The organism is Pseudomonas sp. LAIL14HWK12:I7 (assembly GCF_000483465.1).
GTDB classification, from domain to species: Bacteria; Pseudomonadota; Gammaproteobacteria; order Pseudomonadales; family Pseudomonadaceae; genus Aquipseudomonas; species Aquipseudomonas kermanshahensis.
Window position 1 is genome coordinate 37,579 of sequence record NZ_KI519605.1, and the last position, 22,643, is coordinate 60,221.

The window sequence follows — 22,643 nt, forward strand, 5'->3', positions numbered from 1 at the left end:
GCGAGACCGATCACCAAATCAACAGGGGCGTCCGGTGGTGAGGTATCGCCGCCGTCGATATCCGGTGCGGTGACGGAGCTGGCAACCGAAGTATTACCGGCAGCGTCAGCTGCGGTGGCTTGCAGTACTTCGCCATCAATCTGGGGCGGATCTAGGTTGATACTGAATACGCCAGTTGGGCCGACCAAGGCGCTGCCCAGTTCGGTGCCATCCGCGGCGAGAATACGAACAGTGCTACCCGGTTCGGCACGGCCGGTAACGACGGTGCCGTTGGCGCTGACGGCCAGCTCACTCGGCGCGGCTGGTGCAGTGATGTCTGGTGCCGTGATTTGTACAGGCAGGGATGACAGACCCGTGTCATCGATGGCGACGACATCCAACAACTCGCCGTTGGCTTGTGGTGGATTGAGTTCAATGGTGAAGGTGCCATCGGCACCGGCAATGGCGCTGCCGACCAGCGTGCCGTTGGCATCGTGTACTTCTACGCGGCTACCGGCCGGTGCGGAACCGGTCAGGGTGGTGCCATCGGCATCGATGGCCAGGTCGCTTGGGCTGGCCGGGGCTGTGGTCGTTGGTACGTCGTATTCGAGGGCAACGGAAGTGTTGCCGCTTGCGTCGGTCTGCACCAGGCTCAGGTGCTCGCCGGGTTGGGCAGCCGGGTCGAGGTCGATCAGGAAGGTGCCGTTGGCCAAGACAGTGCCGGTACCGATCACATTGCCATTGGCATCGCGCACTTCCACAGTGGCACCAGCCTCGCCGCGGCCGCTCAATACCAGACCTCCAGAGCCGACAACGATGTTGCTGACGGCATCAGGCGGAGTAATGTCCGGCGCATCGAATTGCAGTGGGGTCGAGCTGTTGCCAGCAGCGTCCACCAGACGGATGTCCAGTGCTTCGCCGTTCGCTTGAGCGGGTGAAAGGGTCAGGCTGAAGCTGCCATCTGCGCCCACCAGCCCTGTTCCAATCACGTTGCCCGCAGCATCGCGAATTTGCACAGTGGCACCTGGCTCACCGCGACCGGTAAGGGTCACGCCATCGGCCAATGCCAAATCTGTCGGCTGCGCAGGTGGCACTAGGTCTTGCGAGGTGACCGAACCTGGCTGCGAAACATTGCCCGCGGCATCGGTCAGGGTCACTTGCAGGGTGCTGCCATCGATCACGGCAGGATCCAGGGTCAGCAGGAAGGTGCCATCTGCACCCACAGTGCCAGTCGCCAACACATTGCCGGCGGCATCACGCACCTGAACGGTAGTGCCCGCTTCGCCACGGCCAGTCAGTTGGTGGCCAGCGAGACCGATCACCAAATCAACAGGGGCGTCCGGTGGCGTGGTATCGCCGCCATCGATATCCGGTGCGGTAACGGAGCTGGCGGTGGAGGTATTGCCAGCGCTATCGGTAGCCGTGGCTTGTAGAACCTCTCCATCAACCTGAGGTGGATCGAGATTAATGCTGAACACGCCAGTCGGCCCGACCAAGGCGCTGCCCAGCTCGGTGCCATCGGCGGCGAGAATACGAACGGTGCTACCCGGCTCGGCCCGGCCGGTGACAACGGTGCCGTTGGCGCTGACGGCCAACTCACTCGGTGCGGCTGGTGCAGTGATGTCCGGTGCGGTGATCTGTGCGGGCAGAGAAGACAGGCCAGTGTCATCGATGGCGACGACATCGAGCAGTTCGCCGTTGGCTTGTGGTGGATTCAGTTCAATGGTGAAGGTGCCATCGGCACCGGCAATGGCGCTGCCGACCAGCGTGCCGTTGGCATCGTGCACTTCTACGCGGCTGCCCGCTGGTGCGGTACCGGTGAGGGTGGTGCCATCGGCATCGATGGCTAGATCGCTTGGGCTTGCAGGGGCGGTGGTCGTTGGTACGTCGTATTCGAGGGCAACCGAAGTGTTGCCGCTTGGGTCAGTCTGCACCAGGCTCAGGTGCTCGCCGGGTTGCGCTGCCGGGTCGAGGTCGATCAAGAACGTGCCATTGGCCAATACAGTGCCTGTGCCAATCACATTGCCGTTGGCATCTCGCACTTCCACAGTGGCCCCGGCTTCGCCGCGACCGCTGAGGACCAGCCCACCAGCGCCGACCACGATGTTGCTGACGGCATCAGGCGGAGTGATATCCGGCGCATCGAATTGTAGTGGGGTCGAGCTGTTACCAGCGGCGTCCACCAGACGAATATCCAGCGCTTCGCCGTTCGCTTGAGCCGGGGAGAGCGTCAGGCTGAAGCTGCCATCTGCGCCCACAAGCCCGGTGCCAATCACGTTGCCGGCAGCATCGCGAACTTGCACAGTGGCACCTGGTTCACCGCGACCAGTAAGGGTCACGCCTTCAGCCAAGGCCAGGTCAGTCGGCTGCGCAGGTGGCAGCAGGTCTTGGGAGGTGACCGAGCCTGGTTGCGAAACGTTGCCCGCCGCATCGGTCAGGGTCACTTGCAGGGTGCTGCCATCGATCACGGCAGGGTCGAGGGTCAGCAGGAAGGTGCCATCTGCACCCACAGTGCCAGTCGCCAGCACATTGCCAGCGGCATCGCGCACCTGCACGGTGGTACCCGCTTCGCCACGGCCTGTCACCTGGTGGCCAGCAAAGCCGACTACCAGATCCACAGGTGCATCCGGCGCCGTGGTATCCGGAGGCGTTTCAACATCCGGGGCCGTAATGCCAGCAGCCGGCGATGTATTGCCGGCTGCGTCCTGTGCGATCACTTCCAATGCCTGGCCATCGGTCTGCGGTGGCTGCAAATTGATGCTGAACTGCCCGTCAGCCCCCGCCACCGCGCTGCCCAGCAATACGCCACCCGCACCTCGCACCGCCACCGTCGAGCCGGGTTCGGCGCGGCCGGTGAGGGTGGTGCCCTGTTCGTTGATGGCAAGATCGGTCGGTGCCAGCGGTGCCGTTGCATCCGGGGCGGTGACGCTGCCGGGGGCCGAGACATTGCCCGCACCATCGGTCAGGGTGACTTCAAGGTTTTCGCTGTTGATCTGCGGGGGATTCAACGCAACGTTGAAGCTGCCATCGGCACCGACCGTGCCGCTGCCGATCAGGTTGCCCGCGCCGTCGCGAATATTCACCGTGCTGCCGGCTTCGCCGCGGCCCGTCAGGCGCAGGCCATCAGGGGACACCAGCAGGTCGATCGGCGTGGCCGGCGCTGTGGTGTCGCCTGGGTCCGAGCCACCACTGCTGCCACCGCTGCTGTTGTCGGCCGCCGCCGCCGCGCCGCCAATACCCAGCAGGCTGAGCCCGGCAATGGCCCAGGTCGGCATCGCGCTGCCCGCCACACCGATACCCGCGACCAGTTCATCCAGCGAGGCCACTTCGTCGAACGTAAAGCCCGTAAAAGCCACCGCATCGTAGTTCGCATGCCACAGGGTGCCGTCCTCACCGACGAAGACGATGTCGCTGCCGACGCCGGCCTGATCCACGGCGAAGAAGTTGCCGATAGTGACCTTCTCGCCCGACTTCAGGGTGACGATCAGGTCTTGTCCGCGCTGGGTGACGGTTGCCACTTTATCGGGGGAAACCGGCATCTGCACGACGCCTGGCCCGTTGAGACTGACATTGCCCCAGGCACTCTGGGTGGCGACTGCGGATTGCTTATCGGCGACGACGATGTTGTCCATGGATGCTCCCTGCTGGTGTGCGGCTACACTGGCTCGGCTTCAGCGAACCAGGGCCGGCGCAACGTCAATGCAACGTGTTGCGCTCAGCCTCGACCATGACGGCCGTGATACCGGTGGTTAGGGAGATATAGCAGCCCAGCGAGAAGCAACCAGATGGCTTTCTGGGTTAATCCTTTTGTAGGTAAGCCTCAGCGAAGCCCCAGCCGACGCGCCAGCCGACTGAGGTTGGCGCGGTCCAGGCCGAGTTCGCGCGCGGCGGCGGCCCAGTTTTCCGCATGCCTTTGCAGGCAGTTTTCGATCACTTGGCGTTGATAAAGGTCGACGGCTTCACGCAACCCGCCATCGGGCAGAGGCGCCTCCAGCAGCGGCGAGGGGGAGGGCAGCGGGCCCGATGGGGCAGCGGCGCGCAGGTCCAGGTCGATGGCCTCAAGGGTGAGGATGCGCGGCCGTTCCGGGTGCTGGCCGAGCGCCTTGAGCGCCGAGCGGCCGATCAGGTGTTCGAGCTCGCGCACGTTGCCCGGCCAGTCATAGGCGAGCAGTGCAGCTTGGGCGTCGCTGCTCAGGCGCAGGCTGTTCAGGCCCAGGCGCGAACGGTTCTGTTCGAGGAAGTACCCCGCCAATAGCAGCACATCGCGCCCACGTTCACGCAGCGGCGGAACGTGCAACGGGTACACGCTCAGGCGATGGTAGAAGTCGGCGCGGAAGTTGCCATTGCGCACTTCTGCAGCCAGGTCGCGGTTGGTGGCTGCGATCAGGCGGACGTCGACCCGGTGTTCGCGGTCCGACCCCAGGCGTTGCAACTGGCCACTTTGCAGCACACGCAGCAGCTTGGCCTGCACGGTTAATGGCAACTCGCCGACCTCATCAAGAAACAGCGTGCCACCATTGGCCAGCTCGAACTTGCCGAGGCGTTCGCCGTGGGCGCCGGTAAAGGCGCCGCGCACGTGGCCAAACAGCTCGCTTTCCACCAGGGTATCGGGCAAGGCCGCGCAGTTGAGGCTGACCAGCGGTTTGTCGGCACGGTTGCTGGCCTGGTGCAGGGCTTGGGCCACCAGCTCTTTGCCAACGCCGGTCTCGCCGGTGATCAGCACGGTCAACTCGCTGCCGCCGACCAGGCGTATCTCTTCCACCAGGCGCTTGTGTGCCGCGCTCTGGCCAATCAACTCCTTGTCCTGGGCACTGGCCTGGCGGTAGATCTCGGCGCGATGGTGTTCGTCCTCTGCGCGCAGGGCCAGGTGCTCGATACGCTCGGCCACGGTTACCGTGGCGGCAGCCAGGCTGGCGAAAGCCTGCAGCGCATCCAGCTCAAGGCTCTGGAACTGCCCGGGGGTCAGCGCGTCCAGGGTCAGCAGGCCCCAAGGGCGCTCATCGACCATCAACGGGCAGCCCATGCAGTCATGCACTTCAAGCGTGGCATCCGGGGCGTTGACCAGGCCGTCGTAGGGGTCAGGCAGGTCCGAGTCGCTGGCAAAGCGGGTGGGTTGTGGGCGGCTGAGGAGGATCTGGAAGCGCGGGTGCTCGCTGACTCTAAAGCGTCGGCCCAAGGTATCGGCACTCAGGCCGTCCACTGCCAGCGGTACCAGCCACTCACCGTCCAGGCGCAGCAATGCGGCGGCGTCGCACGGCAACAGCCCGCGCATGGCCTGAAGCAAGCGGCGGTAGCGTTCCTGGTCGCTCAGGTCGCGGGACAAGTCGCTGACCAGGGGGAGGAGGGCGGTGAGCAGTGGCTTTGCAGTCATAGGGACTCCTTTTGGTCATTATGACTATACGCCCGAGCGAGTCGTTTTGACATGACACGCGTCAACGCCCTGATTTTGCTGGGTATAAAAGTTGGCACGAATGGTGAAATACCCTAGGCAATCATTCGAAGCCATAGGCTCAGGAGTCGTTGCAATGCTCACTGCCGAACAACGTGCAATCGTCAAAGCCACTGTCCCCCTGCTGGAAAGCGGCGGCGAAGCGCTGACCACTCACTTCTACAAGATGATGCTCAACGAGTACCCGCAAGTGCGTCCGCTGTTCAACCAGGCCCACCAGGCCAGCGGCGACCAGCCACGTGCGTTGGCCAACGGCGTGCTGATGTATGCCCGCCATATCGACCAGCTCGAACAACTCGGCGGCCTGGTCGGCCAGATCATCAACAAGCACGTGGCCTTGCAGATTCTGCCGGAGCACTACCCGATCGTGGGCAGCTGCCTGCTGCGCGCCATCGAAGAAGTGCTCGGCAAGGACATCGCCACCCCAGAGGTGATCGCGGCCTGGGGCGCCGCGTATGGCCAGCTGGCCGACATCCTCATCGGCGCTGAAGAAAGCCTCTATAAAGAGAAGGAGCAAGCCGCCGGCGGATGGCGTGGCACCCGCGAGTTCCGCCTGGTACGCCGCGAGCAGGAAAGCAGCGAGATCGTCTCGTTCTACTTCGCCCCGGTGGACGGCAAGCCAGTGCTCAAGGCCGAGCCTGGGCAGTACATCGGCCTGCAGTTGTTCATCGACGGCGCCGAGCAGCGTCGCAACTACTCGCTGTCGGCCCTGTGCGACGGCAATGAGTACCGCATCAGCGTCAAGCGCGAAGCCGGTGGCAAGGTGTCCAACTACCTGCACGATGAACTGGTAGTGGGCAAGACCCTGCAGCTGTTCCCACCTGCAGGCGACTTCACCCTGGCCGCCAGCGACAAGCCGCTGGTGCTGATCAGTGGTGGTGTGGGGATCACCCCGACCCTGGCGATGTTGCAGGCGGCACTGCAGACCCCGCGTGAAGTGCATTTCATCCACTGTGCGCGTAACGGCGCCGTGCATGCCTTCCGTGATTGGGTGGACGGCCTGGCCGAGCGTCATCCCCAGCTCAAGCGCTTTTACTGCTATGCCGAGCCGCAAGGCGGCGCTGCGGCCGATGCCGTGGGCCTGCTGAGCGAAGACCTGCTGGCCGAGTGGCTGCCACGTGAACGTGACGTCGACGCCTACTTCCTGGGGCCTAAAGCCTTCATGGCGGCGGTCAAGCGCCAGCTGAAAGGTCTGGGTGTGCCGGAGCAGCAGAGCCGCTACGAGTTCTTCGGTCCAGCGGCAGCGCTGGAGTAAACACCCAGCAGTCCTAGCTGTTGTAGGAGCAGCGTTGTGCTGCGAAGAGGCTGGTGATCTCAGAAGATGCTCTGAGCCATCACCGGCCTCTTCGCAGCACAAGGCTGCTCCTACCTGCTTATATACCGGCCTCTTCGCATCACCAGGCTGCGCCTACCTGCTTATATAAAGGAGAGATGAAACAGCCCGCCAAGCTTTCATCTTTAATCCTCCTTTAATCACGGTATCCTTCACTGCCAGGTGTCGAGGGGCTTGCCCCTGCGCTGCACCCGGGTAGCCGCTTTTTTGCCGTGTGACGTTGAACCGACGTCACAATGGCCGGTCTCAGCCATCTCGGATAGCCCTGCGCAGTGCTATCACGTTGCCCCCTCGGCACGCTAAAGGCCCTGCCCAGCGTGTAGAATCGCGCACAGGCAGGCGGACCACGCGGCCACTCTCCATCCAAGGAACCGGCAATGAACGAACAAACATCGCGCCTGAATCGGGAACGGCGCTTTCTGGTGCTGCTGGGGCTGATCTGCCTGTCGCTGATCGGTGGCGCCCTTTATATGCAGGTGGTATTGGGCGAGGCGCCTTGCCCGCTGTGCATCCTGCAGCGCTATGCCTTGCTGTTTATTGCCGTGTTTGCCTTCATCGCCGCCGCGATGCCGGGGCGGCGCAGCCTGACGGTCTTCGAAGGCTTGGTGGTACTCAGCGCCATCGGGGGAATCGTTGCGGCCGGCAACCATGTGTATATACTCGCCAACCCCATGGTCAGTTGCGGCATCGATACCCTGCAGCCGATCGTCGACGACCTGCCCCTGGCCAAGCTGTGGCCGCTGGCATTCCAGGTCGACGGCTTCTGCAGCACGCCGTACCCACCGATCCTCGGTCTGTCGCTGGCGCAGTGGGCGCTGGTCGCATTTGTCCTGACGGCCATTCTGGTTCCGCTGGGCATCTACCGCAACCGACGTCAGGCTTAGACAAAAGTCCCGAATTGCATGAGGTCTTTTGCACGGCGTGAGATGCGCAGAAAGTTGCTCCCCGCTTGATCCAGATCAATCACAAAGCCTTGTAGAATGCGGCTTTGAGGGCTACCCGGCGGGGTGCGACAAACTGTCGCGAAGTTGATTCTTCGGGTCGCATTGTTACGTATTCTGTAAAAGACTGTTGCTCAATAAGTCATAGTCAAGGGTTGGCGACCTATCTACAATCGCCCCCAATTTCCGTTCGGCACTGCTTGCGAGTCGCAGGATTGAAGGAAGCCCAGCGCTCCCTTTTGCTGACTTCGTCAAGTTTCGCCCAGCGGCGATACCGAGCGGACACCCCTCCGCGTTTTCCCGCACCAAATGGACTTGGTCTGAAGTACAGGCCTGTTGCCTACGAAACCATAAGCACCGCTAACACGCTTGAGCCAAGGTCCTGCAGTCGGACCCCAGGCAGGAGCGAGTACGGGCGCGAAATGCCGCACTTGGCAGGACGAAGTGTTGGCTACCAAAACACAAATTGCATTGAAGCAAGCTGATCTAGAGGTTGTGAGATGAGTAAAAAGCGTTACCCCAGACTGTTTGGCATATTGCCCTTTTTAGGCATGCTTTTACTCAGTGGGTGCAACTGGACCCTGCTCGACCCGAAAGGTCAGGTCGGCATTGAGCAAAAGAACCTCATCCTCATCGCTACCGGCCTGATGCTGCTGGTGGTGATCCCGGTCATCATCATGACCGTGGCGTTCGCCTGGAAGTACCGTGCTTCCAACAAGGCGGCCACCTACACCCCCGACTGGTCGCACTCGACCAAGATCGAGGCCGCGGTGTGGATCATCCCGATCATCATCATCATCGCCCTGGGTTATGTCACCTACAAGTCCACCCACAAGCTGGACCCGTATCGTCCGCTGGACTCCGACGTCAAGCCGATCCAGATCGACGTGGTCGCACTGGACTGGAAGTGGCTGTTCATCTACCCGGAGCAGGGCATCGCGACGGTCAACAAGATCAACTTCCCGGCTAACACCCCGGTCAACTTCCGCGTCACCTCTGACGCCGTGATGAACTCGTTCTTCATCCCGGGCCTGGGCGGCCAGATCTACGCCATGGCCGGCATGACCACCAAGCTGCACCTGATCGCCAACGAAAACGGCGAATTCGACGGTATCAGCGCCAACTACAGCGGCGCTGGCTTCACCGGCATGAAATTCAAGGCTACTGCAACTTCCCAGGAAGACTTCGACAAGTGGGTCGCCGAAGTGAAGCAGTCGCCGCTGAAACTGGGCAAAGCCGAGTACGAAGCTCTGGCCAAACCTAGCGAATACAACCCAGTCGCGCTGTACAGCGAGGCCCCGGCAGAGCTGTTCCAGTCCATCGTCGACAAGTACGAAGGCATGAACCGCGGCAAGCCGGTCCACGAAGAAGCAGGCAGCAAAGATCTGGCCACTACCAAGGGTGTGGAATCGAGTATGCAACCAGCTGCCGGTGCAGAGGAGTAAGAGATGTTCGGTAAACTAAGCCTGGAGGCGATACCCTATCACGAGCCGATAGTCATGGTGACGCTTGCCATGATCGCGCTCGGCGGTATCGCTGTCGTCGGTCTTATCACCTATTTCCGCAAGTGGACCTACTTGTGGAGCGAGTGGTTGACGACTGTCGACCACAAGAAAATCGGGGTGATGTACATCATCGTCGCGATGATCATGCTGCTGCGCGGCTTTGCCGACGCCATCATGATGCGTACCCAGCTGGCTGCGGCCACTGGCGGATCCGAAGGCTACCTGCCGCCTGAACACTATGACCAGATCTTCACCGCTCACGGTGTGATCATGATCATCTTCATGGCGATGCCGTTCTTCACCGGCCTGATGAACCTGGCCCTGCCTCTGCAGATCGGTGCACGTGACGTTGCCTTCCCGTTCCTGAACTCCCTGAGCTTCTACCTGCTGCTGGCAGGCGTGCTGCTGGTCAACATCTCCCTGGGCGTCGGCGAATTCGCCAAGACCGGTTGGGTTGCCTATCCGCCGCTTGCGGGTATTCAGTACAGCCCTGGCGTGGGTGTCGACTACTACATCTGGGCGCTACAGCTATCGGGCCTAGGTACGACGCTTACCGGTGTGAACTTCCTCGTCACCGTGATGAAGATGCGCGCACCTGGCATGAAACTGATGGACATGCCGATCTTCACCTGGACCTGCACCTGGGCCAACGTGCTGATCGTCGCTTCGTTCCCGATCCTGACCGCTGCACTCGCACTGCTGACTGTTGACCGTTATCTGGACTTCCACATTTTCACCAACGAGCTTGGTGGGAACCCGATGATGTACGTCAACCTGTTCTGGGCGTGGGGTCACCCTGAGGTTTACATCCTGATCCTGCCGGCCTTCGGCGTGTTCTCTGAAGTGACTTCGACGTTCTCTGGCAAGCGTCTGTTTGGCCACCACTCGATGATCTACGCATCGGGCGCAATCGCCATCCTGGGCTTTGCCGTATGGCTGCACCACTTCTTCACCATGGGTGCCGGCGCGAGCGTCAACACCTTCTTCGGCCTGGCGACGATGCTGATCTCCATTCCGACCGGTGTGAAACTGTTCAACTGGCTGTTCACCATGTACCAGGGCCGTGTGCGTTTCACTGCACCGATGCTGTGGACCCTGGGCTTCATGATCACCTTCTCCATCGGTGGCATGACTGGCGTACTGCTGGCCGTTCCAGGTGCTGACTTCGTTCTGCACAACAGCCTGTTCGTAATTGCTCACTTCCACAACGTGATCATCGGTGGCGCGGTATTCGGCTACATCGCCGGTTTCGCCTTCTGGTTCCCGAAAGCCTTTGGTTTCACCCTGAACGAGAAGTGGGGCAAAGCTGCCTTCTGGTTCTGGATCTCGGGCTTCTACGTTGCGTTCATGCCGCTGTACGCCCTGGGCTTCATGGGCATGACCCGTCGTCTGAACCACTCCGACAACCCACTGTGGGAACCCTACCTGTACGTTGCCGTAGTCGGCGCCGTGCTGATCCTGTTCGGTATCGCTTGCCAGCTGATCCAGCTCTACGTTTCGGTCCGCGACCGCAACCAGAACCTGGACGTGACCGGCGACCCATGGGGCGGTCGTACTCTGGAATGGTCGACTTCGTCGCCACCTCCGTTCTACAACTTCGCCCACATGCCTGAGCAGGTTGGCCTGGATGCATGGCACGAAACCAAGGAAATCGGCGCTGCTTACAAGCCGGCAACCAAGTTCGACGCCATCCACATGCCGAGCAACACCGCTACCGGTTTGTTCATGGGCCTGTTCCTGACCGTCTTCGGCTTTGCCTTCATCTGGCACATCTGGTGGCTGGTAGGTGCGAGCCTGGTTGCAACCATCGCTGTCTTCGTTCGCCACGCTGCGCGTGACGACCAGGGCTACATGGTTCCGGCCGAAGAAGTGGCGCGCATCGAAGGCGAGCGTATGAAAGCGCTGGCCAAAGCAGGTGCTCTGCCTGCCGGCGCACGTGTCGAATCGTTTGAGCGGGTGTAATCAATGTCCAGTCAAGTAATCCACGGCGCTGCTCATGGTCACGACCATGGGCACGACGATCACCACCACGACTCGGGCCAGATGACCGTACTCGGTTTCTGGCTGTACCTGATGACCGACTGCATCCTGTTTGCGTCGCTCTTCGCTACCTACGCGGTGCTGTCCGGCAGTTTTGCCGGCGGCCCGTCGGGTCATGACATTTTCCAGCTCGACTTCGTAGCTGTTGAAACTGCCTTCCTGCTGCTGTCCTCGATCACCTTCGGCTTCGCCATGCTGAAGCTGTTCGATGGCAAGAAAGCAGGTGTATTGGGCTGGTTGGCTGTGACCTTCCTGTTCGGTGCCGGCTTCATCGCGATGGAAATCTACGAGTTCCATCACCTGATCGCTGAGGGCTTCGGCCCGCAGCGCAGTGGCTTCCTGTCGGCGTTCTTCGCGCTGGTCGGTACCCACGGTCTGCACGTGACTGCAGGTCTGATCTGGATGGCAATCCTGATGTATCAGATCAGCACCAAGGGCATTACCCCGACTGCCAAGACCCGCATGAGCTGCCTGAGCCTGTTCTGGCACTTCCTGGACGTGGTCTGGATCTGCGTATTCACCGTCGTCTACCTGCTGGGGGTTCTGTAATGGCTAACGCACACGACACTCATCACGAAGGTAATCACGGCAGCGTGAAGTCCTACATGATCGGCTTTGTACTGTCGATCATCCTGACCGCTATCCCGTTCGGCCTGGTGATGTACCCAAGCCTGCCGAAGAACCTGACCGTTCTGATCGTGGTCGCCATGGCTGTCATTCAGGTTGTAGTGCACCTCGTGTACTTCCTGCACATGGACCGCTCGAAAGAGCAGCGTTCCAACGTGTCGACGTTCCTGTTTACCACCATGGTAATTGCACTGCTGGTCGGCCTGTCGCTGTGGATCATGTTCAACATCCACATCGAAATGATGGCCAAGTGAGGTAAGACTGCATGTCCGTTAAGCACTTTATCCAAATCACCAAACCGGGGATCATTTTCGGTAACGTGCTTTCCGTGGCAGGCGGATTCTTCCTTGCCGCGAAGGGCCATGTAGACTTCGCCCTGTTCCTGGCGGTGGTGGTAGGTACTTCCCTGGTGGTGGCGTCCGGTTGCGTGTTCAACAACTGCATCGACCGCGACATCGACATCAAGATGGAACGTACCAAGAACCGCGTCATGGTCCAGGGCGGCATGTCGCTGCCCCTCGCGCTGATTTACGCCACCCTGCTTGGGGTGGCGGGTTTCAGCCTGCTGTATGTCCAGGCCAACCCACTGTCGGCGTTCTGTGCGCTGATCGGCTTCGTCGTCTACGTCGGTTTCTACAGCCTCTGGCTGAAGCGTAAATCGGTGCACGGCACCTTGGTCGGCAGCCTTTCGGGTGCCATGCCTCCGGTGATCGGCTACTGCGCCGTCAGCAACAGCTTCGACCTGGCTGCAGTGACCCTGCTGGTGATGTTCAGCCTGTGGCAGATGCCGCACAGCTTCGCGATCGCCATCTTCCGCTTCAAGGACTACAGCGCTGCCAACATTCCGGTTCTGCCGGTGGCTCGCGGTATTCTTGCTGCCAAGAAGCAGATCGTGCTGTACGTGCTGGCCTTCGTGCTCGCCACCCTGATGCTCACCCTCGGCGGTTACGCCGGCCTCAGCTACCTGGCCGTGGCAGCTGCCATGGGCTTGTACTGGCTGTACATGGCCTGGGGTGGCTACAAGGCCGAGGACGACAGCAAGTGGGCCCGCAAGGTGTTTGGCTTCTCTATCCTCACTGTCACTGCCCTGAGCGTGATGATGTCGGTGGACAGCCAGACCGCTGCGGACGTGCTGATGACCTACGCACGCTGATACCGCTGCCTGTTACACGAAAACCCCGGCCATGTGCCGGGGTTTTTTTATGGGTGTTCTCCTGTGCCGGACTCTTCGCGGGTAATGTACAGATTTCGCATGTGGGTGCGATCCATGTGGGAGCGGGTTTACCCGCGAAGAGGCCAGCCCTGAAAACACAAAATTCTAATTTTCAAAAAATACATCTGAAAAATTCTAATAAAACAGGAAATTGACCTTTACAGATATCCTGTTTCGGCACTATCTTCTGATCCAGGCCGCCACATCGGCCAACGTCGCTCGGACGGTTCCGGGCGCTTACGTACTCAGAGGAAGCCATGGCCAACCCAGGTTCGCCGCGCCGCTTTGCGCGCATCGATCGTCTCCCCCCTTACGTCTTCAACATCACCGCCGAGCTCAAGATGGCTGCCCGCCGTCGTGGCGAAGACATCATCGACCTGAGCATGGGCAACCCCGATGGCGCGACCCCGCCGCACATCGTCGAGAAGCTGGTGCAGGTCGCCCAGCGTGAAGACACGCACGGCTACTCCACCTCCCGCGGCATCCCACGCCTGCGCCGGGCCATTTCCAACTGGTACAAGGAACGCTACGAGGTCGACATCGACCCGGAAAGCGAAGCCATCGTCACCATCGGTTCCAAGGAAGGCCTGGCTCACCTGATGCTCGCCACCCTCGACCAGGGCGACACGGTGCTGGTGCCCAACCCCAGCTACCCGATCCACATCTACGGTGCGGTGATCGCTGGCGCCCAGGTGCGTTCGGTGCCGCTGGTGCCGGGTGTGGACTTCTTCAACGAGCTTGAGCGGGCGATACGCGAATCGATCCCCAAGCCGAAGATGATGATTCTCGGCTTCCCGTCCAACCCGACCGCGCAGTGCGTGGAGCTGGACTTCTTCGAGCGCGTGGTCGCCCTGGCCAAGCAGTATGACGTGCTGGTGGTGCATGACCTGGCGTACGCCGACATCGTCTACGACGGCTGGAAAGCCCCGTCGATCATGCAGGTGCCGGGGGCCAAGGACATCGCGGTGGAGTTCTTCACGCTGTCCAAGAGCTACAACATGGCGGGCTGGCGTATCGGCTTCATGGTCGGCAACCCCGAGCTGGTCAACGCCCTGGCGCGCATCAAGAGCTACCACGACTACGGCACCTTCACGCCTTTGCAGGTGGCAGCCATTGCCGCGCTGGAAGGCGACCAACAGTGCGTGCGCGATATCGCCGAGCAGTACCGCCAGCGCCGCAACCTGTTGGTGAAGGGGTTGCACGAGCTGGGCTGGATGGTCGAGAACCCCAAGGCGTCGATGTACGTGTGGGCGAAGATTCCGCCAGAGTACGCGCACCTCGGGTCGCTGGAGTTTTCCAAGAAGCTGTTGGCTGAGGCCAAGGTGTGTGTGTCGCCGGGCATCGGCTTTGGTGACTACGGTGACGATCACGTGCGCTTTGCCCTGATCGAGAACCAGGACCGTATTCGCCAGGCGATTCGCGGCATCCGCCAGATGTTCAGGGCGGATGGTTTGACCCGCAAGTAAACAGCGAGGGGCCGCGTGGCGGCCCCTCGTTACATCAGCTGGGCTGGCCTTCCGACTGCCTGGCGATTATTCGCGCCACTACCTTCAGCACTCATTTTCCTGTTCGGGTATTCAAATGAGTGTATTCACAGCGTATTTCTGCGGCACCGGTTCCCATCGCTTCGATGCTGCCAACCCCAATTTCTGGAACGGCGAGCTGGTCTCGACATTGGCCAGCAACGATCAGGGGCGCGAATTCGCCCACTGGATTGCGGTTGACGGGCCGGGCAGCGGCAACCTTCAGGATGACGAATTGTTCGTTGAGCCAGGTGGCTACTTTAACTGGAGTGGTCAGTTGTTTGGTCGTGGGTGGGAAGAAAACGTGAGCCATGTGCTGAACGTCATCAAGGGTGAGAGCAGTTGGCAGCGCACCAAACTCACCGAGCAAGCGTACACAAGGCTGAGAGACGCAGGCGTGCCGATCCCGGATGCGTCCGCCACGGCTTCCTGGTTCTGGCGCACTTATGACTACGGCGATCGCCACCCGACCCCGCAGGCGCTGCAGGAACAGATCATCAAGATATTCCGCGAACCGTGCTTGCCCACCCAGGTCAACCTGGTGGGCTGGAGCCGCGGCGGTATCAGTTGCCATATGCTGGCCAATGCGATGGCTGAGGATCCGCTGCTGCGGGATATCCCGGTCAATATTTTTGCCATTGACCCGGTGCCGGGCACTGGCAACGTGCAGAGCAGGCGGGTCAAACTAGCCGGGAACGTCCATGAGTATGTGGGTTTCTATTCCCGGGATGAACGCTCCAATGGCTTTGCCTGTGTGATCCCAGCGGTCGAAAGCAACACGCGCATGTGTATTTACCCAATGCCAGGCCGGCATGCCACTTTGGTGGGTAATGCATCGGCTGACGGGGCGAGCGACGGCAAGGTGCTGGTCGAACCCGGGTTGATCGTGCGGCATTTCGCCGAAGTCTGCCTGACCCGTTGGGGTGTCGAACTGGACAAGTGCCTGGCGCTGGATGACAACCAGCTGATGCAGCATCACTTGGCCATGGCGGCCGCCGATGAGCACTACCAGGCCATGCGCAGCCAGTCGTATACCGTCATCACCGAAGGCCAAAAAGACGATCGGCTGGTGCACTTCGGCGAAACCCGCACGCGCTTCAGCCAGGTGCGCAGCGACCGTTATGACCCTCGCGAAGGCCTTGGCCTGCAGCACTGGGATGCCAACACTTACAAGGCCCTGCGTTAGGCCGGGCAGGCGGGCAGCCGCTGTGCTGTTCGCCCGTTTTTCGGGCCGTGGGGTTTGCCGGATCAGCGGCAATTTTTTTTGCATTCCCCCTCTATCCAGCCGGCCCCGGTTGGAATGAAAATGGCGCCGCGGGCCCAGCCCCGATAACAACAACCTTCCCTCCGTGGCCTCATGTCCGAATATAACCCTTGCCTTGACTGCGGCGCCTGCTGCGGGTACTTCCGTGTGTCCTTCTTCTGGGGCGAATGCCAGTCTGCCGGGGGCGTTGTGCCTGACGACCTGGTGGTGCAAATCAACCCTACGCGGGTCGCGATGATCGGCACCGATGCCAAGCCTTGCCGCTGCGTCAGCCTTGCCGGCGAGATCGGCAAAGAGGTGGCGTGCACCATCTACGCCAATCGCTCGAGCCCTTGCCGGGAGTTCGATGCGTCCTGGGAGGGTGGGGTGCACAACCCGAGCTGTGACGATGCACGCGCGGCCTATGGCTTGCCGCCGTTGACCCCGCCTGGGGCCAATGAGCCGCATTGGCCGGATGATGATGGGGCTGAGGTGGCCTGACCTTTTAGGGTCGCCTGTGCCGGCCCTTTCGCGGGGCAAGCCCGCTCCCACAGGACCGTTGCAAGACCTGTGGGCGAAGCAAGTCACCGATCCTGTGGGAGTGGGCTTGCCCGCGAAAGGGCCATCAGCTGTAAGAAGATTCTGAACTTGAAACCAAATGCTTCAGAAAGGCAGGCTTGTCGAATTATCCTACGATGCCTGTCGGATGCCGCCTGATAGGCGGGGAAGTACTTCAGCGATAACTTCATGGTTCGCCCATATGGCGAGCGGGTGTGAGAACTCGTTGTTGGTAGTCGGCCTTTTTTATGGCAGCTGTGCGCGTGCAGGCTTCGGTCTGACCGTGGTGACTCCAACACGGGCTTCTCACCTCGCGCACGGCTGCCACCCAAATCTGTGAGAAGGACCAAGGTGGTTGCTCCTTGAAATGTCATTGGAGTTCACCATGAAAAAACTTGTACCTGACCCACCCACTTTCCCAATCCCTTATATCTCGATAATCGCCGACCTCTCCCATGCAGAGGCAAGGTCCCAGGCAGCCAAGCTCATGGGCAGCCTTTCCCAAACCATCGAGCTTTACCTCAAAGCCGAAGACAGCCTGCAACGCAGCGCCCTCCTCGAAAACATGTCCGCCCTGACCGAATTGCTTCATGCGCTGTTCGCCCACATAAAGGCGCAGGAGGCAGTGGAATGAGCAATCACCTGAAAAGCCATACCACCGCTGGCGTGGAGACGTTTCTCGAATTGTTCCGCATCGAACCGGGCATCCCCCTTGATCACGCGTTCGACGAATTGTCTGTGTTGCTGGGGTGCATACGCCACCTCAGCGAGGAGGCCGAGATGGAGGGCAACAAAGTTGCAGGCAGCGCTGCACGGATTCTCAGTGCCATGGCCAAGGCGCTGATCAACGACATGGAAATGGGGTTGAACCGGGGCGGTTGAGTGGTAGCGCAGACGAGCGCCGCGCGCGCGGCGCTTCGCAGCACAAGGCTGCTCCTACACCTGTTGCGGGCCAATTATTCCTGAGTCATTGGCGCGCGCTCAATGTCGGGTCGAACTAACAAGGCGGTCCTGTGCATATGGGACATGCCTCACTGGCCTGAAAAAATGTAGGAGCAGCCTTGTGCTGCGAAGCGCCGCGCGGGCGGCGCTCGATTTCCGCCCCAGCGCGAACCCCCCGCCAGACAACCGCCCACGCTCAAACACACGATAAAACCCAACGCATCCCCCAGCCGCCTCGCTTGACGTTAAACTGTCATCTCCCCAGCAATGGACAGGAGATCCGGCGTGACCCCACCCCGCAGTTTCCCCAGTGACCTCTGCCTCGACAGCCCCCGCCTGCAATTGCGCCCGATGCGCCATGGCGATGCCGCGCAATGGCTGGCGATCATGGCCGACCCCGAGGTCATGCGTTATTGGCACCATGCACCCTGGCAAGACCTCGCCGAGGCCGAAAGCGCCCTGGCTGCCGACCGTGAAGCCTATGCCAATGGCGACCAGCTCAAGCTCGGCATGTACCGCCGTGACAACGGCGAACTCATCGGCATGGTCCAACTGTTCAACATCGATGACGTATCCCGCCGTGGCGAGATCGGCTATTGCCTGGCCAGCGCCGTACAGGGCAGGGGGTACATGGATGAGGCATTGACCTGCTTCATCGACTACCTCGCTCACACCCTGCACATGCGCCGCCTGGAGGGCGAGATCGACCCGCGCAACCAAGGCTCGGCACGCACGCTCGAACGCCAGGGCTTCGTGCTCGAAGGCACCCTGCGGGCGCGCTGGTGCGTGGCCGGTGAGCTGTCCGACTCGGGCATCTATGGCCTGCTGCTGGAACCACCGGTTGCATAGTGTTATGGCTAACCTCGACTTTCATCGTCTGCTGTACATCACGCTATCGGTGGTGACCCTGCGCGGCACTTACTAAACGCCTGGAAGCGGGGCAGGGCCTGGGTTATGGTCGCAGCCTGTCCCGTTTTCCCCAGGTGTGCCCCTTTGCCCGTTTTCTACCTGAGCATCAGCCTGTTCCTGTACCTGCTCGCGCTGTTTTTCGATGGCGTGCTGATGAGTGGCGACCGCCACATGCCCGCCCTGCAGATGTTGCTGTACGGGCCATGGGGCATGCCCTTCGGGTTGTATCAATGGTTTGCCAATCCGCTGCTGGCCGTGGCGATTCTTGCCCATCGACGTTTCCGTCGGTTGGCCTTGGCGTGCGGTGTGGCGGCGTTGTATCTGGCGGCCAGCAGTTTCGGAATCGACCGCCTGCCAGACAGCCAAAGCTACGCGTTTCATGACCGCACCGGTTTTGGTGCAGGCTTTTATCTATGGCTGATTGCGATGGTGGTGTTTTGCGCGGGCCAGGCCTGGCATTGCTGGAAGGCCCGCAGCGCCGACGACATGCCCGGATGGCGCTGGCTCGATGTGGCCTTGATAGCGGCGTTGGGTGTCGCGTTATATGCCGCGACGCAGATGCCGTCGTTGCGTTTCGAGCCGAACAAGGTGCTGATGCCGCCGGAACAGCCACAGACATTTTGATATCCACAGGGGGAATAGTCATGAACAGGTATCACCTGACGGGCCTGGCGCTGGCGTGTGTGCTGCCGCTGGCCATGGCCGAAGAAAATTCGCCGAGCTACGGCCAATGCATGGACAAGGCGTCCAGCACAGTGGCCATGAGCAGTTGCATCCAGGCCGAGACCCAGTTGCAGGACCAGCGCTTGAACCGGGTGTACAAACAGTTGATGGGCAAACTGGAGGCAGGGCAGCAGAAACGCCTGCGCGAGGTACAGCGCAAGTGGATCGCCTACCGTGATGACAACTGCACGTTCCACGTACAGGCCAGTGGCGGGACCCTGGCGCAGCTGGAAGGCGGCGTGTGCGTGATGGACATGACCCGGGACCGGGCGGCCGAGCTTGAGCGAGTACTCAGCCCGGGGCAGTGAGGTTGCCTGTTCCGGCCCAATCGCCGGCAAGCCGGCTCCCACAGAGACAGCAGAGTACTATCGGGCGATGCAGTACCGGTGGGAGCAACTGTCTTGTGGTGCTTGTTCCGGCCTCATCGCTGGCAAGCCAGCTCCCACAGGTGCGGCGCTAGCCTTGGAGGCTACATAGTTCGGGTGGGAGCTGGCTTGCCGGCGATGGGGCGCGAAGCGGCCCTGGTTTTATTTGCGCGGTTCGCGCCGCGCGCGGGCCTTGAGGTATTCGCGCACCTCCACGGCATCCCCCGCAAACTCGATACGCTCAGCCTTGGCATCGCGCTGATAGGCATACATCGGGTCGTAATACTCCTTCAGCAACCCTTCGATCCAGCCCCGGTGCAGCTCCACCGCGCCGCTGCGCTGTTGCTCATCCAGGGCTTGTTGCAAGATGGCGGACAAGCGTTGGCAGCGTTCACCACCCAGGCGCTTGTGGATATTGGCCATGCTCGACAGCATGCGTTCGGCAAACAGTCGGCGGCCCTCTTCGTCGCCGTGCACATCGACGAACTCTGCGCTCAGGTTGACCACGTAATCGCGCAGGATACGTTCAACACGCTGCTCGAAACTGTCCTCCAGCCATACCAACGGGTACTGCTGCATGCCTTGGTACAACGCCAGCGGCACGGTGCAGCTGCCGACGATACGGCCTTCATCTTCGAGCACGAACTGCTCGATGCCACGCGCACGCTTTTTCAGCACATCGATGGCCAGCTTGTTTTCGAAGCCGATTTGCGCCGGCTGCGCGGTGGCACGCTTGCCGAAGCTGGAACCACGGTGGTTGGCATGGCCTTCAAGGTCCAGCCCATTGCTCAACTGGTGCAGTACCTCTGTCTTGCCGGTGCCGGTGAGGCCGCCAATCAAAACGAAATCGCAGTGCGCCACGGCCTGCTCAGTGGTGTCCAGCAGGAAGGTGCGCATCGCTTTGTAGCCGCCCTTGACCCGCGGGTAGTCGATACCCGCTTCATCGCGCAGCCACTGTTGAACGATCAACGAGCGCAGGCCACCGCGGAAACAGTACAGGTAGCCCTCGGGATGCGCCTTGGCGAAGCTGGCCCAGGCGTGCAGGCGGTCGCGCTTGGTCGCGCCACTGACCAGTTGGTGGCCAAGCGTGATGGCGGCGGCCTGGCCTTGCTGTTTGTAGCAGGTGCCGACCTTCTGCCGCTCCTGGTCGTTCATCAGTGGCAGGTTGACGACGCCCGGGAAGGCACCTTTGGCGAATTCGATGGGCGCGCGCATGTCCATCATCGGCACGTCGTTCAAAAATAGCGGGCGAAAATCCGTGCAGTCGGGACGCATCAGATCACCTCGACCGCGTTGCTCTGTCGCTCACCCAGCGTGCCGATGGGCGACAGTTGCAGGCCCAGTTCGGCCGCCACGGCCAGAAACTGCGCTTCACCCTCAGGGCTGACCGCCACCAGCAGGCCGCCGCTGGTCTGCGGGTCGCACAGCAGGTGCTTCTGCTCATCGCTCAGGGCGCCGATCTTGTGGCCGTAGCTTTCGTAATTGCGCAATGTGCCGCCCGGGATGCAGCCCTCGGCCAGGTAGTGATCGACACTTGGCAGGCGCGGTACTGCGGCGTAGTCCAGGTGCGCGGTAAGGCCGCTGCCGTCGGCCAGCTCCACCAAGTGGCCCAACAGGCCGAAGCCGGTCACGTCGGTCATCGCCCTCACACCTTCGAGCTTGCCGAAGCGGCTGCCGGGGGTGTTGAGGGTGCACATCCAGTCGCGCGCCAGGCCTTGGTCCTGCTCGCGCAGCTTGGCCTTTTTCTCGGCGGTGGTGAGGATGCCGATGCCCAGCGGTTTGGTCAGGTACAGGCGGCAACCGGCGGTGGCGGTGTCGTTGCGCTTGAGATGGCGCTTGCTGACCACGCCAGTGACGGCCAGGCCGAAGATCGGCTCCGGGGCGTCGATGGAGTGGCCGCCAGCCAGCGGGATGCCGGCTTCGGCGCAGACCGCACGCCCGCCGCGGATCACTTCGCGGGCGACTTCCGGCGGCAGCACGTTGACCGGCCAGCCGAGGATGGCGATGGCCATCAACGGGTCGCCGCCCATGGCGTAGATGTCGCTGATGGCGTTGGTGGCGGCGATGCGGCCGAAGTCATACGGGTCATCGACGATCGGCATGAAGAAGTCGGTGGTCGAGACCACGCCGCGCTCTTCGTCCAGGGCGTACACGGCAGCGTCGTCGCGCGAAGCATTGCCCACCCAGAGGTTCGGGTCCAGGGCCTGGACGCCGCTTTCGGCAAGGATTACGTCCAGTACCTTGGGGGAGATCTTGCAGCCACAACCGGCACCATGGCTGTACTGGGTCAGGCGGATTGGCTCGCTCATACATACCTCAGCAGATCAAATTGTTGCGCGATTGTAGCAAAGCTGGCCATTGCGCCATGGACACTTATACTTTTCACGGTCGGCACGGCTGCCGACCCTTTAGCTGCCAATGACCCGGAGATTGCCCATGCTCAAACGCCCTCTGGCGCTCGCCGCCGGCCTCGTGCTGTCCTGCTGTGCCGTTGTCGCCCAGGCTGCTGAAACCCTTCGGGTCAGTGCCATCCCCGACGAAGCGCCCACGGAGCTGCAGCGTAAATTCAAGCCGTTGGGGGAGTACCTGGCCAAGCAGCTGGGCATGGAGGTGAAGTTCGTGCCGGTCGCCGACTACCCGGCGGTAGTCGAATCGCTGGCCTCCGACCGCCTCGACCTGGCGTGGCTGGGTGGGTTCACCTTTGTTCAGGTGCACTTGAAAGACCCGAATGCCACGCCGCTGGTGCAGCGTGAGCAGGACGCGCAATTCACGTCCAAGTTCATCACCGCCAACCCCAATGTGAAGAGCCTGGCCGACCTCAAGGGCAAGTCGTTCGCCTTCGGCTCCATATCGTCCACCTCGGGCAGCCTGATGCCGCGTTACTTCATGCTCAAAGAGAACAACATCAAGCCTGAGGACTACTTCAGCCGTGTGGCCTACTCCGGCGCCCACGACGCCACCGCAGCCTGGGTGCAGGCCGGCAAGGTCGATGGCGGGGTGCTCAATGCCAGCGTCTGGCAAAAGTTGGTGGACGCCGGCAAGGTCGATACCAGCAAGGTGAAGGTGTTCGCCACTACCCCGACCTACTACGACTACAACTGGACCGTGCGCGGCAACATGGCGCCGGCACTCAAGGCGAAGATCAAACAGGCGTTCCTCGACTTGGACCCGGCCAACCCCGAGCACAAGGCGATCCTCGACCTGCAGGCTGCCAGCCGCTTTATCGAGACCAAGCCTGAGAACTACCAGGGCACCGAACAAGCCGCGCGTGAGGCCGGCCTGCTCAAGTGACG

General features: G+C 61.5%; 20 protein-coding genes. 16 read left to right on the forward strand and 4 right to left on the reverse strand.

Annotation, left to right across the window (positions count from 1 at the left end; genetic code table 11):
* Both D886_RS27155 and norR read right to left on the reverse strand, forming a co-directional pair.
* Positions 1–3,611: Ig-like domain-containing protein (locus D886_RS27155; protein WP_033694288.1), on the reverse strand; the 3,611-nt coding region annotated here is incomplete at its 3' end.
* A 188-nt stretch (positions 3,612–3,799) separates the two neighbouring features.
* On the reverse strand, positions 3,800–5,350 hold the full coding sequence (norR, locus tag D886_RS0119545; RefSeq protein WP_027595501.1) for a nitric oxide reductase transcriptional regulator NorR: 1,551 nt from the start codon (positions 5,348–5,350) through the stop codon (positions 3,800–3,802).
* A gap of 154 nt (positions 5,351–5,504) precedes the next feature.
* Here norR and hmpA point away from each other — a divergent pair, with 154 nt between their 5' ends.
* The 15 genes from hmpA to D886_RS0119620 all read left to right on the forward strand — a co-directional run bounded on the left by hmpA (position 5,505) and on the right by D886_RS0119620 (position 19,293).
* Entirely contained in the window at positions 5,505–6,683 is a 1,179-nt protein-coding gene (gene hmpA / locus D886_RS0119550; RefSeq protein WP_027595502.1) for an NO-inducible flavohemoprotein, read from the forward strand.
* Between the two features lie 455 nt (positions 6,684–7,138).
* Entirely contained in the window at positions 7,139–7,645 is a 507-nt protein-coding gene (locus tag D886_RS0119555; RefSeq protein ID WP_027595503.1) for a disulfide bond formation protein B, read from the forward strand.
* A 557-nt stretch (positions 7,646–8,202) separates the two neighbouring features.
* Positions 8,203–9,147, forward strand: a complete 945-nt coding sequence (cyoA, locus tag D886_RS0119560) for a ubiquinol oxidase subunit II (RefSeq protein ID WP_027595504.1) — start codon at positions 8,203–8,205, stop codon at positions 9,145–9,147.
* A 3-nt stretch (positions 9,148–9,150) separates the two neighbouring features.
* A complete protein-coding gene (gene cyoB, locus D886_RS0119565) occupies positions 9,151–11,169 on the forward strand; it encodes a cytochrome o ubiquinol oxidase subunit I (RefSeq protein ID WP_027595505.1) in 2,019 nt (672 codons plus the stop codon).
* Between the two features lie 3 nt (positions 11,170–11,172).
* Entirely contained in the window at positions 11,173–11,796 is a 624-nt protein-coding gene (gene cyoC / locus D886_RS0119570; RefSeq protein ID WP_027595506.1) for a cytochrome o ubiquinol oxidase subunit III, read from the forward strand.
* Positions 11,796–12,128: a cytochrome o ubiquinol oxidase subunit IV gene (cyoD, locus tag D886_RS0119575; protein WP_027595507.1), complete on the forward strand. Its 333-nt coding sequence runs from the start codon at positions 11,796–11,798 to the stop codon at positions 12,126–12,128. The genes cyoC and cyoD overlap by 1 nt, the downstream gene beginning before the upstream one ends.
* 11 nt (positions 12,129–12,139) lie before the next feature.
* Positions 12,140–13,027, forward strand: coding sequence for a heme o synthase (gene cyoE, locus D886_RS0119580; protein WP_027595508.1), 888 nt, complete (start codon positions 12,140–12,142; stop codon positions 13,025–13,027).
* Positions 13,028–13,344: 317 nt separating this feature from the next.
* Positions 13,345–14,553 carry an alanine transaminase gene (gene alaC, locus D886_RS0119585; protein WP_027595509.1) on the forward strand — a complete coding sequence of 403 codons (1,209 nt, stop codon included), beginning with the start codon at positions 13,345–13,347 and terminating at the stop codon, positions 14,551–14,553.
* 115 nt (positions 14,554–14,668) lie between these two features.
* Positions 14,669–15,796: a hypothetical protein gene (locus D886_RS0119590; RefSeq protein WP_027595510.1), complete on the forward strand. Its 1,128-nt coding sequence runs from the start codon at positions 14,669–14,671 to the stop codon at positions 15,794–15,796.
* A 171-nt stretch (positions 15,797–15,967) separates the two neighbouring features.
* Entirely contained in the window at positions 15,968–16,354 is a 387-nt protein-coding gene (locus D886_RS0119595) for a YkgJ family cysteine cluster protein (RefSeq protein WP_027595511.1), read from the forward strand.
* Between the two features lie 442 nt (positions 16,355–16,796).
* Complete coding sequence (locus D886_RS0119600) at positions 16,797–17,045, forward strand: hypothetical protein (protein ID WP_172960340.1); 249 nt, start codon at positions 16,797–16,799, stop codon at positions 17,043–17,045.
* Complete coding sequence (locus D886_RS0119605) at positions 17,042–17,293, forward strand: DUF3077 domain-containing protein (RefSeq protein ID WP_027595513.1); 252 nt, start codon at positions 17,042–17,044, stop codon at positions 17,291–17,293. The genes D886_RS0119600 and D886_RS0119605 overlap by 4 nt, the downstream gene beginning before the upstream one ends.
* A gap of 345 nt (positions 17,294–17,638) precedes the next feature.
* Positions 17,639–18,202, forward strand: coding sequence for a GNAT family N-acetyltransferase (locus D886_RS0119610; protein WP_027595514.1), 564 nt, complete (start codon positions 17,639–17,641; stop codon positions 18,200–18,202).
* Positions 18,203–18,346: 144 nt separating this feature from the next.
* On the forward strand, positions 18,347–18,886 hold the full coding sequence (locus tag D886_RS0119615; protein ID WP_027595515.1) for a hypothetical protein: 540 nt from the start codon (positions 18,347–18,349) through the stop codon (positions 18,884–18,886).
* A gap of 20 nt (positions 18,887–18,906) precedes the next feature.
* Positions 18,907–19,293, forward strand: coding sequence for a lysozyme inhibitor LprI family protein (locus D886_RS0119620; RefSeq protein WP_027595516.1), 387 nt, complete (start codon positions 18,907–18,909; stop codon positions 19,291–19,293).
* A gap of 219 nt (positions 19,294–19,512) precedes the next feature.
* Here the strand turns inward: D886_RS0119620 and mnmH are convergent, their stop codons facing one another.
* Complete coding sequence (mnmH, locus tag D886_RS0119625) at positions 19,513–20,625, reverse strand: tRNA 2-selenouridine(34) synthase MnmH (protein WP_027595517.1); 1,113 nt, start codon at positions 20,623–20,625, stop codon at positions 19,513–19,515.
* Positions 20,625–21,659: a selenide, water dikinase SelD gene (gene selD, locus D886_RS0119630; protein WP_027595518.1), complete on the reverse strand. Its 1,035-nt coding sequence runs from the start codon at positions 21,657–21,659 to the stop codon at positions 20,625–20,627. The genes mnmH and selD overlap by 1 nt, the downstream gene beginning before the upstream one ends.
* 127 nt (positions 21,660–21,786) lie before the next feature.
* Here selD and D886_RS0119635 point away from each other — a divergent pair, with 127 nt between their 5' ends.
* Positions 21,787–22,641, forward strand: coding sequence for a putative selenate ABC transporter substrate-binding protein (locus D886_RS0119635; RefSeq protein WP_027595519.1), 855 nt, complete (start codon positions 21,787–21,789; stop codon positions 22,639–22,641).
* Positions 22,642–22,643: the final 2 nt, after the last annotated feature.